This is a genomic window from Nocardia flavorosea NBRC 108225 (assembly GCF_001613385.1).
Lineage (GTDB): Bacteria > Actinomycetota > Actinomycetes > Mycobacteriales > Mycobacteriaceae > Nocardia > Nocardia flavorosea.
The window spans coordinates 243,775-256,551 of record NZ_BDCG01000013.1 but is presented as its reverse complement, the minus strand read 5'-3'; the positions used below and the strand labels follow the sequence as shown (position 1 = coordinate 256,551).

13 protein-coding genes are annotated in these 12,777 nt (G+C 67.8%); 7 read left to right on the top strand and 6 right to left on the bottom strand.

Translation table 11 applies throughout. The features are described from left to right. Positions 1–74: 74 nt before the first annotated feature. The 3 genes from NFL01S_RS17025 to NFL01S_RS17015 form a co-directional block, all read right to left on the bottom strand. Positions 75–1,559 (bottom strand): SDR family oxidoreductase, encoded by a 1,485-nt coding sequence (locus tag NFL01S_RS17025; protein WP_062976392.1) that lies wholly within the window; start codon positions 1,557–1,559, stop codon positions 75–77. 288 nt (positions 1,560–1,847) lie between these two features. Next, the gene (locus tag NFL01S_RS17020; protein ID WP_062976390.1) at positions 1,848–2,582 is read right to left on the bottom strand and encodes an ATP-binding cassette domain-containing protein; all 735 of its coding nucleotides are present in this window, start codon (positions 2,580–2,582) and stop codon (positions 1,848–1,850) included. A gap of 18 nt (positions 2,583–2,600) precedes the next feature. After that, positions 2,601–3,368 carry an IclR family transcriptional regulator gene (locus NFL01S_RS17015; protein WP_062976388.1) on the bottom strand — a complete coding sequence of 256 codons (768 nt, stop codon included), beginning with the start codon at positions 3,366–3,368 and terminating at the stop codon, positions 2,601–2,603. 344 nt (positions 3,369–3,712) lie between these two features. Here NFL01S_RS17015 and NFL01S_RS17010 point away from each other — a divergent pair, with 344 nt between their 5' ends. From NFL01S_RS17010 to dmpG, 5 genes are all read left to right on the top strand, one after another. Beyond that, entirely contained in the window at positions 3,713–4,186 is a 474-nt protein-coding gene (locus NFL01S_RS17010; protein ID WP_245670729.1) for an RNA polymerase sigma factor, read from the top strand. A gap of 22 nt (positions 4,187–4,208) precedes the next feature. Further along, positions 4,209–4,604 carry an SRPBCC family protein gene (locus NFL01S_RS17005; RefSeq protein ID WP_245670728.1) on the top strand — a complete coding sequence of 132 codons (396 nt, stop codon included), beginning with the start codon at positions 4,209–4,211 and terminating at the stop codon, positions 4,602–4,604. A gap of 129 nt (positions 4,605–4,733) precedes the next feature. Beyond that, on the top strand, positions 4,734–5,576 hold the full coding sequence (locus NFL01S_RS17000) for a 2-keto-4-pentenoate hydratase (protein ID WP_033245317.1): 843 nt from the start codon (positions 4,734–4,736) through the stop codon (positions 5,574–5,576). Continuing rightward, a complete protein-coding gene (locus NFL01S_RS16995) occupies positions 5,573–6,544 on the top strand; it encodes an acetaldehyde dehydrogenase (acetylating) (RefSeq protein ID WP_084492760.1) in 972 nt (323 codons plus the stop codon). The genes NFL01S_RS17000 and NFL01S_RS16995 overlap by 4 nt, the downstream gene beginning before the upstream one ends. Then, positions 6,541–7,587: a 4-hydroxy-2-oxovalerate aldolase gene (gene dmpG, locus NFL01S_RS16990; RefSeq protein WP_062976387.1), complete on the top strand. Its 1,047-nt coding sequence runs from the start codon at positions 6,541–6,543 to the stop codon at positions 7,585–7,587. The genes NFL01S_RS16995 and dmpG overlap by 4 nt, the downstream gene beginning before the upstream one ends. Positions 7,588–7,751: 164 nt before the next feature. Here the strand turns inward: dmpG and NFL01S_RS16985 are convergent, their stop codons facing one another. Both NFL01S_RS16985 and NFL01S_RS16980 read right to left on the bottom strand, forming a co-directional pair. Then, entirely contained in the window at positions 7,752–8,045 is a 294-nt protein-coding gene (locus NFL01S_RS16985; RefSeq protein WP_280508197.1) for a TetR/AcrR family transcriptional regulator, read from the bottom strand. Positions 8,046–8,426: 381 nt separating this feature from the next. Next, positions 8,427–9,221 carry a thioesterase family protein gene (locus tag NFL01S_RS16980; RefSeq protein ID WP_062976382.1) on the bottom strand — a complete coding sequence of 265 codons (795 nt, stop codon included), beginning with the start codon at positions 9,219–9,221 and terminating at the stop codon, positions 8,427–8,429. 185 nt (positions 9,222–9,406) lie between these two features. On the opposite strand from NFL01S_RS16980, the gene NFL01S_RS16975 reads away from it, so the two are divergent. Together NFL01S_RS16975 and NFL01S_RS16970 are read left to right on the top strand one after the other, a co-directional pair. Next, complete coding sequence (locus NFL01S_RS16975; RefSeq protein ID WP_062976380.1) at positions 9,407–10,060, top strand: GntR family transcriptional regulator; 654 nt, start codon at positions 9,407–9,409, stop codon at positions 10,058–10,060. Next, positions 10,057–11,265, top strand: coding sequence for an MFS transporter (locus NFL01S_RS16970; protein WP_062976378.1), 1,209 nt, complete (start codon positions 10,057–10,059; stop codon positions 11,263–11,265). The genes NFL01S_RS16975 and NFL01S_RS16970 overlap by 4 nt, the downstream gene beginning before the upstream one ends. A gap of 256 nt (positions 11,266–11,521) precedes the next feature. On the opposite strand, the gene NFL01S_RS16965 is transcribed toward NFL01S_RS16970, so the two are convergent. Continuing rightward, complete coding sequence (locus tag NFL01S_RS16965; RefSeq protein WP_084492758.1) at positions 11,522–12,742, bottom strand: NAD(P)/FAD-dependent oxidoreductase; 1,221 nt, start codon at positions 12,740–12,742, stop codon at positions 11,522–11,524. Between the last annotated feature and the right edge of the window lie 35 nt (positions 12,743–12,777).

Sequence of the window (12,777 nt, the reverse complement as noted above, 5' to 3'; positions counted from 1 at the left end):
GCCGTTTCGATGCGCGCGAAGTCGATCGATGTGCGACCTCCGGATGATGCACAGGTACGCGCCCGGTCTCGGCTTCAGCGAGAATCCCCGGTCGTTGCGTCCGGTGCCCGATGTTCGGCCGTGCCGATGATATTGCGGACCATCCCACCGAAGACGATGTCATGGAACGGCGTGATCGCCTTCCAGTAGAGATGTCCGGCCAGCCCACGTGGCTGGAAGATCGCACGCTGGTGATAGCGGGCGCCGCCGCCGGGTTCCGGTTCGACGGCGAGTTCCAGCCACGCCAGTCCCGGGACCTGCATTTCGGCACGCAGCCGCAGTAGGCGTGGACGGTCGATCAGCTCGACGCGCCACCAGTCGAGGGCTTCGCCGGTGTGCAGCCGCTGCGGATTCTTCCGGCCGCGACGCAGGCCGACACCACCACTGAGCCGATCGATCCAGCCACGCAGCGACCACGCCAGCGGGAATGAATACCAGCCGTTTTCCCCGCCGATCGATTCGATGACCGCCCACAGTGTGTCCGGGTCGGCGTCGGTGGGCTTTTCACGGATGTCCTGGTAGAGCGAGCCACCGGACCAGTCCGGATCGCTGGGCAGTGGGTCCGACGGGGCGCCCGCGATGTCGGCATCCGACCACCGTGTCGGCACCTGTGCATTGCGGATCCGCGCCAGCGCCAGTTCGACCGCGCGCTCATATCGCGTCGTCCCGCCTTCGGGGTCGGGAATGCGATCGGCAATATCGTTTTCGTGACAGACCATTTCGTGCACGAGGGATTCGATCAGCGGGATCGCGAGGGCACGCGGTACGGGCGTTACTACGTTGACCCACTGGGCCGAAAGCCACGGGGTGAGTGCCGGGACCGGTAGCACCAGCCGCCGTGGCAGCCCGGCCACTATCGCGTATTTCCGCATCATCGTCAGATAGGTCAGCACATCCGGTCCGCCGATATCGAAGGCGCGGTTGACGTCGGCGGGTAGTTCGGCGGATCGCACAAGATAGTAGAGAACATCGCGGACGGCGATGGGCTGGATCCTGTTGTGCACCCAGCGCGGGGTGACCATCGCGGGTAGGCGTTCGGAGAGGTAGCGCAGCATCTCGAAGCTGGCCGAACCGGAACCGATGATCACCGCGGCACGTAGTTCGACCGTGGGTACTCCCGACTCCCGGAAAATGGCCCCTACCTCGGCGCGGGACGCGAGATGGCGCGACAGCGGGACGTGCTCCGGGACGATACCGCCGAGATACACGATGCGCCGGACCCCGGCCGATCCCGCCGCGGCCGCGACAGTCCGTGCGGCGCGCTGATCGATACCGGTGAAATCGCGTTGCGTCAGCGAGTGCACCAGGTAGTAGACGACCTGCTGGTCGGCGACCGCTGACCGCACATCGCCGGCGGCGGTGACATCACCGCGCACCACTTCGACCCGGTCCCGCCACGGGACCTCCGCCAGCTTCCCCGGGGTTCGCGCCATGACCCGGACCTCATGCCCGGCCTGCACGAGTTCGGGCACCAATCGCCCGCCGATATAGCCGGTCGCCCCGAAAACCACACACCGCATATCCGATCACCCTTCTTCTGGGGAAGGCATTGTCTGAGCTGGAGAGGTATGTGCTGGTAGGGACATTACGCAATCGACTACCCAGCGGCCGTGCTCCGACGCACGATCAGCACGAGAGAAGAAAATCGAACAGTCGCTCAGCGGCTACCGCCGGGGTTGCCGCACTGGTAGTGGCGGGGGCCGCCGTCGTCGCCCGGCTGCGGCGGCGCGACAAGGTTGTGCCCGGATAGCCACACGGCAAACCACAGCGTGCCTGCGTCGACCGAGGCGTTGGTGGCCGCAGAGGTTTCAGAGACCGGATCGGATGAGGGCCCGAACGTGTGGGTCGTCCGATTCGGCCAGTTGTGCCGGTGATCCGGCGGCCAGGATGCGGCCGTCGTGCATGATCACCATCCGGTCGGCGAATCCGCCGGCGATCAGCATCGGTACATCGTTGCTGATGGCGAGGACAGCGGCGCCGGAGTCGGCGTAGTCGCATAGCGATTTCCACACGTGATAGGCGGTGTCCCGGTCGAGGGAGGCGGCGGGGCTGTCCGCGATGAGAACGGCCGGTGCGGGGATCAGCGCGGCGGCGAGTGCGGCTCGCTGGATCTGCCCGCCCGAATTCTCGTGCGGCAGCAGGTCTGCAGCGTATTCCGGGTAGTGGGCCGCGGCGCATGCTTGGTGCACACTCCATGCACGGTGGCGCTGTTCCAGTTCCCGCAGCTGTGCGCCCACGGTCTTGTCCGGGTCGAACGCAGTAACACCCTCCTGCGGGATGTAGCCGACGGTTCCCCCGCGCAATTCCGGCCAGCCGTCACCCGGTACGACCTCGCCGTCGATCAGCACCTCTCCTCGGCTGTGTGCCGTGCCGGGCAAATGGCCGGTGAGTGCGTACGCGACCATCGTCTTGCCGGCGCCGGGACCGCCGAGCAGCGCGGTGATGAGGCCGGGTGGCACGAGCAGGTCCACTGTGGTGAGTACGGTTTGGCTCCATCGACCCGTATCGACGTGGACGGTGAAGCACCGTAGTTCAGCGGACATGGTCTGGCGTTCCGTTCGTCATGGGTTGGTTTGGGCGCGCCGGGCCAGGATAGAGGCGATACCTGCGGCGGCTGCCTGGACGGACGATGCGTGAGCTTCGGGGCGGAACCGGGTGACGGGGCCGGTGACCGAGATCGCCGCGGGTGGCTGTTCGCTGCCGTCGAGGATGGGCGCGGCGACGCAGGCGATGCCGATGGTCGATTCCTCGTGTTCGAAGGTGACCCCGGATTCCACGGCCTGCGCCAGCTGGGCGCGCAGCAGGCCCGGGGCCACCACGGTGCGCGGGGTGCGGCGGATCAGTGGACCGGTGAGAATGCGGTCGATCGTTTCGGGGCCGGAATGGGCGAGCAGTGATTTGCCGATTGCGGTGCAGTACAGCGGCATCCGGCCGCCGATCCGGGAGGGGGAGCGGGCCTGACGGTGGCCGCCGATCTTGCTGATGTAGACGACTTCGTCACCGTCGCGGACGCCGAGGTGCACGGTTTCGCTGGTCCGGGTGAACAGGTCCTGGAGGAAGGGAATCGCGACCTCGAGCAGGGTACGTTCGGTGGCCGCGCGCATCCCGAGTTCGAACAGGCCGCGGCCGAGGCGGTAGCCGTCGGGGGAGGCGCTGAGCAGACGGGCCGCGACCAGATCGCGGCTCATCCGGTGCACGGTCGCTTTGGGCAGGCCGGTGCGCCGGGTGAGTTCGGACAGTCCGACGGCCTGATCCTCGACACCGAATGCCTCCAGGATCAGTAGTGCGCGGCCCAGGACAGATCGGTCGTCGAGCTGATGTTGCGGCATGGCGCTCTTTCTCACAGGTGGTCCGTTCAGTGGACCATCTTACCGCTGAGCTGCGGTGCAGTACGATGGCGTGTCATCGGGGGCAGCGTCGGCGCGACGATCCGCACCGAATCGGTCTCGGTGCGCCGGCCGGCGACAAGGACTGCGGTACCGGGCCTTTTCGTGGCGCTCGCGGTATGTGTCGTAGCTGTCGGGCATATTGGGGCAATGAAATATGTCCTGCTGATCTGCGACGACGAATCGGTGTCGCCGACCAACGAGGAGATCGCAGCGGACCCGGCCCACCAGAGGCGGGCGGCGGATGTCGCCCGGCGGGGTGCCGGGCTCATCGGTCCGAAGGTGGTGTGCTGGTCACACTCGAGGACCAGGATCGCTCCCGATGGAACGGTGCGCTGATCGCCGAAGGTGTGGCGATCCTCGACGATGCACTGGCGATGCGCCGGCCCGGCCCCTATCAGGTTCAGGCCGCGATCGCCGCGTGTCACGCCACCGCGCCCGACGCCGCCGCCACGGACTGGCCGCAGATCGCGATCCTGTACGCGGAGCTCGCGCGCATGGCTCCCTCACCGGTGGTGGAGCTCAACCGCGCCGTGGCGATCGCCATGGCCGACGGTATCCCGGCCGGTTTGGCCCGTATCGATGAGCTGACCGAGTCCGGCGGGCTCGCGGGGTACTACGTGCTGCCCGCGGCCCGTGCCGATCTACTCCGCCGGTCCGGCCGCCGGGCCGAAGCCGCAGCGGCGTACGAACAAGCGCTGGCGCTGGCGCCGACCGACGCTGAACGTCGTTACCTGACCGATCGGCTGCGCAGTTTATGACCGGTCGTTCGTATCCGCCGAAATGTCCGGAGAAAAGTTCCGGGCACTGTCGATCCCGGGCTGCCTGCTTCGTCGGTGGGGCAACAACCCGGGTGAGACAGCCCGGGAGAAGAAGGAAGGGATCCGGTTCAGCCGATTCCACCTCACCGAGGTCGTACCGGGCGAGCGGGTCGTCTGGCACGTCGTGGATTCATATCTCACCTTCGTCGACGACCAGGATGAATGGACCGGTACCGAGGTCGTCTTCGACAGCACCGGAACCCCGGAAGGCGCCACCCTCCATTTCACCCACAAGGGCCTGAACGCCGCAGAATCCGAATGTTTCGAGGAATGCTCCCGCGGCTGGAAGTTCTACATCGAGACAAGCCTGCGGCAACTGATCACCACCGGGACCGGTCAGCCATTCCCGAAGTACTGATAAGCAGGTCGTGACGGAAGCACGGTGGATCAGCGGCGAAACGGTCCAATCAGTGGACCGTTTCGCTGTTCAGCGGGGACGCGGGGGTGTGCACTGGGACCACCAACGATGAGGAGAACGGAGGTAGTGGTGGCAACCACTGTCGAGGACACCAGCGCATCGGGTGTCGACGAGTCCATCGTCGCCCGCGCCGCGCAACGTCTGATCACCGCAGCCGAGACACGTAAGACCTGTGCGCCGCTGCGCGAGGGTTTGATCAGTCCCGACGATGTCGCCACGGCCTACCGGATCCAGGAGCGATTCAATGCCGCCCGGGTCACCGCGGGCGTCACGGTGGTCGGGCGCAAGATCGGCGCCACCTCGCAGGCCGTCCAGCAGCAGCTGGGTGTGGACCAGCCCGATTTCGGGGTGCTTTTCTCCGATATGGCCTACACCGACGGCGATGTGATCCCGATCGACCGGCTGCTGCAACCCAAGGCCGAGGCCGAGGTCGCCTTTCTCCTTGGGGCCGATCTCGCGGAGGGGCCGCTGGATATCGCCCAGTGCCGGGCCGCGGTCGCCGAGGCGATGGCCGCGCTGGAGATCGTGGACAGCCGGATCACCGACTGGAACATCTCCTTCGCCGACACCGTCGCCGACAACGCCTCGAGCGGGCTCTATGTGCTCGGCACCGAGCGCCGCACCCTCGACGACTTCGATCCCATCGACGTCACCATGAGCATGAGCATCGACGGGGAAGAGGTCTCCACCGGTAACGGCGCCGCCTGCCTCGGCGACCCGCTCAACGCCCTGTCCTGGCTCGCGCAACAGGCCCGCACCTTCGGTGAACCGCTGCGCGCCGGACAGGTGATTCTCTCCGGTGCGCTCGGCCCGATGCGGCCGCTGCACCCCGGTGCCACCGTTACCGCCGCCATCTCCGGCCTCGGGACGGTTTCGGCTTCCTTCACCACCGCTTCGGAGGTCTCCCAGTGAGTGACAACAACAAACGCACCAAGGTCGCGATCATCGGGTCGGGCAATATCGGCACCGATCTGATGATCAAGGTCATGCGGCATTCCCGGTTCCTGGAAATGGGCGCGATGGTCGGTATCGACCCGGAGTCCGACGGCCTGGCCCGCGCCGCGCGCATGAAGGTCCCGACGACCCATGAGGGTGTCGAAGGCTTGATAGCGTTGCCGAATTTCGACGAGATCGAGATCGTCTTCGACGCCACCTCGGCGAAGGCGCACGAGCAGAACCACGCCCGGCTCGCGCCGCTCGGCAAACGCCTGATCGATCTGACACCCGCCGCGATCGGCCCGTTCGTGGTGCCGCCGGTGAACCTCGAGGAGCATCTCGGGGCGCAGAACGTGAACATGGTGACCTGCGGTGGCCAGGCCACGATCCCGATCGTGGCCGCGGTTTCGCGGGTCGTGCCGGTGCCCTACGCGGAGATCGTGGCGTCCATTGCCTCGAAATCCGCCGGTCCGGGGACGCGCGCCAATATCGACGAGTTCACCGAGACCACCGCACACGCCATCGAAACCGTGGGCGGTGCGGAACGCGGTAAAGCAGTGATCATCCTGAATCCGGCCGAACCGCCGCTGATCATGCGCGATACGGTGTTCTGCCTGGTCAACGCCCCCGACGAGGATTCCCACGCGCAGATCAAGGCGTCGGTGGTGAAGATGGTCGACGATGTCGCGGCCTATGTGCCGGGCTACCGGCTCAAGCAGGAAGTGCAGATCGACCCGATCCCGCAGGATCAGCCGGTGCACACCCTGCTCGCCAAGGACAACGCCCTGTTCCCGACCCATCGTGTGTCGGTGTTCCTCGAGGTCGAGGGCGCGGCCCATTACCTGCCCGCCTACGCCGGCAACCTCGACATCATGACTTCGGCCGGTCTGCAGGTCGCGGAGCGGATCGCGCAGAACAGCCAGCAGAAAGAGAGTGCACGATGAGCTCTACGGAATCGACGACCTCGGTTTTCGTTCAGGATGTGACCCTGCGCGACGGGATGCACGCCATTCGTCACCGCATCACCCCGGAGAACGTAGGCAAGATCGTGGCCGCGCTCGACGCCGCCGGTGTCGACGCGATCGAGGTCGCGCACGGCGACGGGCTGGCCGGGGGTTCGGTGAACTACGGGCCGGGTTCGCACAGCGACTGGACCTGGCTCGAGGCCGCCGCCGCGAATATCGAGAATGCCCGGTTGACCAGCCTGCTGCTGCCCGGTGTCGGCACCGCCGAGGATCTGCGGCGCGCCTGGGGTCTGGGCGTACGGTCGGTGCGGGTCGCGACCCATTGCACCGAGGCCGATGTCGCCGCCCAGCACATCGCGACCGCCCGCGAGATCGGTATGGACGTTTCGGGCTTCCTGATGATGAGCCATATGGCCGAACCGGCTCAGCTCGCCGAGCAGGCGAAACTCATGGAGAGCTACGGTGCGCACTGCGTCTACGTCACCGATTCCGGTGGCCGTCTCACCATGAACGGCGTGCGCGACCGGATCCATGCCTACCGCGATGTGCTCGATCCGAACACCGAGCTCGGTATCCACGCACACGAGAATCTGTCACTGTCGGTGGCCAACTCGGTGGTGGCGGTCGAGAACGGCGTCACCCGGGTCGATGCCTCGCTGGCCGGCCACGGTGCGGGCGCGGGCAACACTCCGATCGAAGCGTTCGTGGCGGTCGCCGATGTGCTCGGCTGGAAGCACGGCTGCGATGTGTTCGCCCTCCAGGACGCCGCCGACGATCTGGTGCGGCCGTTGCAGGACCGGCCGGTGCGGGTGGACCGCGAAACCCTCACCCTCGGTTACGCCGGTGTCTACTCCAGCTTCCTGCGGCATGCGGAAGCGGCGAGCGAACGCTACGGGATCGATGTGCGCACCCTGCTCATGGAAGCCGGGCGCCGGCGGCTCGTGGGCGGCCAGGAGGACATGATCGTCGATATCGCGTTGACGATGGTGGCCGAGCGGGAATCCGAGAAACAGGCCGTCTGATTCGCCGGGGTCGCCGGAGGGGACCAACACGGTCTCTCCGGCGGCCTCTTGCGGTGTGGTCCGCGGTTTTCTCGGGCTTCGGCGATCGCCCTGTCTTCTGGCCGGCGCGTGATCTGGCCAACGAACCGCAGCCTCGGCGGCTACTGCTCCTCGTGGCGGGGGCTTCATGCCCGCAGTTCGTCGTCGGCGGCTCCGTGGGCTATGTCGTGGACGGCCGGGCGGAGGAGTTCGATGATGCGTGCGGGGGTCGCGTCACGGACGGCGTCCAGGCCGAGGAGGTGGCGGCTGATCACGACTCCGATCGTGAGGGCCCCGATCAGGCCCGCGCGCAGGTCCGCGTCGTCGGGGTCCAGATGCCGGGCCGCCTGCCGTTGCCGTTCGGTCATTGCGGTACGCACCGTATCGGCGGTTTCGGTATGCGGTGAGCATTGTGCGGAGGGCGGCCAGGGTCGCGGTATCGGGGGTGCCGAGTTCGGCGGCCAGTCCGTCGAGAAGTTGTTCGGCGGCTTGCTGGGGGTGCCGCTGACAGGTTCGTCGGGTTCGGGAACCGAGAAGGGGCTCGGGGCAGCCGTCGAGGTTGATCGGGGACCGGAGCATCGATCCGGAGGCGAAAAGCGTGCTGTGGGAATTTCCGGCCGGATTTCACCGGGGTGGATGCCTGGAGCCTGATCGGTGGCGTATTGCCCGGCGAGTTCCTCGGACCACCGGGTGTATTCCTCAGGGCATCCTGTGGACCGGCGTAGCGCGGGTTTGTGGTGCGGGCTTGTGCCTGCCGCGCCCTGTGGGGTAGGGCCGAGGGGGCCCCGCGCCGGTTGTTCCGCGGGGCGTTCTGCATGGGGTCAGCGGGGACCGAGGAACAGTGTCTGAGTGCTGCGGCCCAGCGGGCCCTTCTCATCGAAGAGCGCCGATTCGGCCAGGCCGATCCCGTGCGGCTGCGGGTGGGTGACCGCGTCCAGGCACACCCACTCGCCGACCGGCTGCCGGTGCAGGGTGACCGTCAGATCGGTGTTGATGAACAGGTAGTTGTTCCAATCCAGGACCGAACTGACCCCGTTACCGGAATCGGCGGCGGCGAGCGTGCGTTCCAGCGGGCTCGGCGTGGTGCCCGCGACGATCGGATACTTCAGCCGGATCCAGCACACCGCCGGTCCGGGTTCCGAAAATGAGCCGGCGGCGAAACGGTATTCGATACCGGTGTGGAAACCCACCGGCTGCGTGGAGGGGAACCGCTCCGGTTCGGGGGCCTGCTCGGGGCCGGGCCGGGAGCCGCTGGGCAGGAACCGGGTGGGGAGGTCCAGATCCGGATCCGCGAGTCTGAACCGCCAGGCGTTGGCCCGCATCACCGGCCCGCGGTCGGTGGACAGGGTGGCCTCGATCAGCTCGACACTTCGGCCCGGCCGCACCACCCGGGCCTCCGCGGTGAGCGGCGCCAGCGGGACCGGGCCGAGGATTTCCACCGCGACCCGCCCCACCTGGAAGCCGGCCCGGGGTTCGCATCGTTCGATCACGTGCCCGAGCAGGGCGGACGGCGGTCCGGCGTGCTGGGCGTCGGGGGACCACGGGCCGCGGGTGAGTTCGGTGGATACGAACCGCTGCGGGTCCGCCGGGTCGGGCAGGTAGAAGGCCTCGTGCACGTGTTTGTCCGTTCTCGCCGCTGGGTCGTACCGGATTCCGACGTTACCGAGTGCTCATACCGGCGTTTCGATCAGGCGCGCCCGCCCCGGGTGCGCCGGTGACGCCCGTCATGAGGCCGAACCTGAGGTAGTGAATTGGGGTACATGCTTGCATGCAAGCTTGTATCTATCGGTAGAGTTGCGGGGTGCCGACCGATTCCGACCCCGCCCAGTCCGCGACGAGCGCCGCCGATCGCGCCTACCAGCTCACCAAGGAACTGGTGCTCTCCGGCGAACTCCCGGGCGGCCACCTGTTCAGCGAAACCGAGATCGCCGGCCGGCTGGGCCTGAGCCGCACCCCGGTGCGTGAGGCCTTCGTCCGGTTGCAGGCCGAGGAGCTGCTGACGCTGGTGCCGAAGCGCGGCGCCATCGTGGCGCCCGTCCCGCCGGGCGAGGCCGAGGATGTACTGGACGCCCGGGAGGCCGTGGAGAGTGCCGCGGTCCGCCGGCTGCTGCGCACCCCGCAGCGGATACCGGCGGCCGTGGAACAACTGCGGGCCGCGCTCGAGGTCCAACACGAACGGGCGGAAAACGCGGACCTGCATTCCTTCGCGGACGCCGACGAACGGTTCCACCGCACCCTGGTCGAGGCGGGCGGTAACGCCTTGCTGATCCGCTTCTACACCGGGCTGGCCGACCGGCAGCGGCGGATGAACGTGGCCGCACTGGGGCCGGTGCCCGACCATATCCAGGTCGTCCTGCGTGAGCACGGTGAACTGATCGAGATCATCGAATCCGGGGATACCGCCGCATTCACCACCGCGCTACGGGCCCACCTGGACGGAACCCATCGGCGATGAGGAACGGATCCATAACGGCGGTTCTGGCCGCGATTTTCGTCTGTGCGTGGGGCGGTAATCAGTTCACCCCCCTGCTGGTGATGTACCGGGACGCCGGTTACTCGGCACTCACCGTGAACGCGCTGCTCGGCGCCTATGTCGTCGGTCTGGTTCCCGGCCTACTGCTGGCGGGAACGTCAGCGGGGCGCTTCGGCCGCCGTCCGGTCGCGCTCGCCGGGGTGCTGGCGTCCCTCATCGCGAGTCTGCTGCTGGCGGCCGGTACGTTCGGGGTCGGCTGGATCGCGGCCGGCCGGCTGGTCACCGGGTTCGGGGTGGCGGTGGCAATGGCAGTGGGGACGACCTGGGCCACCGAACTGTGCTTCCGCAGCGGTGCTGACCCGGGCACCGGCGCCCGCTGGGCCGCACTCTGCCTCACCGCGGGTTTCGCGCTGGGCGCGGCGGTCGCCGGCGGGCTCGCGCAATGGGGGCCGGCGCCCATGGTCACCCCCTATCTCGTGCACGCGCTGCTCACGCTCGCGATCCTGCCGTTCCTGTTCCGGGCGCCGGAGACGCGGCCCCTCGGAAGTCCCACCCGCGGCCAGTTCGGCGGCTTGCGCCATCCGCGTTTCCGCCGGGTGATCATGCCGATGGCACCGTGGATCTTCGGGTCGGCGGCAGTGGCGTATGCGATCATGCCGCAGCTCGTCGGTGATCGGGTGGGCCGGTGGAGCCTGCTGTATTCGACTGCCTTGACCGTCGGCACGCTGGTTGCGGGCACCCTGGTGCAACCGCTGGCGAAACGGCTCGACCGCACCAGCAGCGCCCGCGCGGTGCTCGTTTCGATGATGCTGATGCCCCTGGGCCTGCTGGTCAGCATGTTCGCCGCCATCGTCCGGTCACCGGCGCTGGCGCTGGTCGCCGCGATCGCGCTGGGTTGTGCGTACGGGATCGCGCTGGTTTCGGGCCTGCTGGAACTGCAACGGCTGGCGGCGCCGCACGAACTTGCGGCCCTCACCGGTGCCTACTACGCCCTCGCCTATCTCGGATTCCTGCTGCCGTCGTTGTTGAGCCTGCTGAACTCGGTTGCCGGTTACCCCGTGCTGCTCGGTGGCCTGGTACTGGTGGCGTTGTCGGGTACCGCGATGATCCTGTGCCATTCACGTACGCATCTGCCCGCACGTGTGGCAGCCGACGTGACCGATAAAGAACTGGCTCCTGCTGGATGATCGGCGCCGCCGTCCCGGTCCGGCAGGCCGTGGCGCGACATTCGCCCCCAGCCGGCGGCGACCGGCCTCGACAGAAACCGCTGTCGGACGCCCCGGTCTCCTGATGCCCCGCACCGGAACGTCGATAGCCGCTACCGGCGCGAACAAGACGGCCGGCCTCGGATCTGCCCGTCGTCTCGGCATCCCGGGCCGCTGACACCGCCTGCGATCGGCCACGACGACAATGTCATGGCCTGCGACAGTTTCCGGTGGTTGCTCATACGGCGGGTTCTCGGATCTGCCGGACCGAGAACCGGTAGTCGGCCTGTCGCAGGAGTTCGTCCGCGTCGTCGGTGGGCGGGTAGATCCACAGTTCGTTCACCTTGCGCTTGCGTTCCTTGGCGACAGCCCCGGTCGCCACGACGCGGCGGTCCCACCCGTCGGTGAACACCGCCCCGTACGAGCCCAGATCGAGGCAGGTGACGTACGGGGTCGCGGAGAACGGTACCGCGGGGAGCCCCAGGAGATCGGCGGCAGCGTTGTGGCCCGCGAACTTGCCCAGTTGCAGGGCGTGCTGGCAACACTGCATGACCCGGTGTCCCGGGTCGGCCGCCGCGGCGGCGGTATCGCCGGCCGCGTAGACCGCCGGTACATCGGTGACCGCCAGATTCGCGTCCACTTCGAGGCGGCCGAGCCGATCGCGGACCCCCGGGATTCCGGCGGTGAGCCCATTGGCACGGACCCCCGCTGTCCAGATCACGGTATGCGTGGCGAACTGCGTGCCGTCGGACAACGCGACCTGGTCCGGTTCCACCGCGGCCACGCTCACCCCGAGTCGGTATTCCACACCGAGGACGGCCAGGGCGTCGGTGATCTCCCGGCGCGGGCCGGGGCCGAGTTCCGGCCCGAGGGTGTTCGCCCGCTCGACCAGCACCACCCGGGCCTTCGCGCCGGGTGCGTGGGTCGCTGCGACGGCGCCGAGCCGGTCCATCAGTTCGGTGGCGATCTCCAGGCCGGTGAATCCCGCACCGACCACGACGGCGGTGAACCTGCCCGCGCCGGGCGGCAGATCGGGCAACCGGTTCAGATGAATGTCCAGCTCTGTGGCCGCGGGCAGCGTGTCCACGTCGAACAGCAGGTCGGCGCCGGGTACGTCCGGGCGGACGAGTTCACTTCCCGTGGCGAGTATCAGACGGTCGTAGTGGAGTTCGGCGCTGAGTCCATTCCTGTCGGTGGTGGTCACGGTCTGTCCGGTGGTATCGATTCCGGTCACCGTGGCCGCGATGCGGCGCACTCCGGCAGGCCCGAGGATCCGGTCCAGCGAGACCCGCATCCGTTCGGGTGCGGACTGGTACAGGCGAGGGCGGATCACCAGATCGTCGCCGGGAGAGATCAGGGTGACCGATAGTTCGCGCCTTGTCTCGCGTGCCAGTCGCACCGCGCCCGCTGCGCTCCACACACCGGCGAAACCGCCACCCACCACGATGATTCCGGGCATGTTTGCCTCCTGTTCGGTGGAAGGATCGAAAAGTC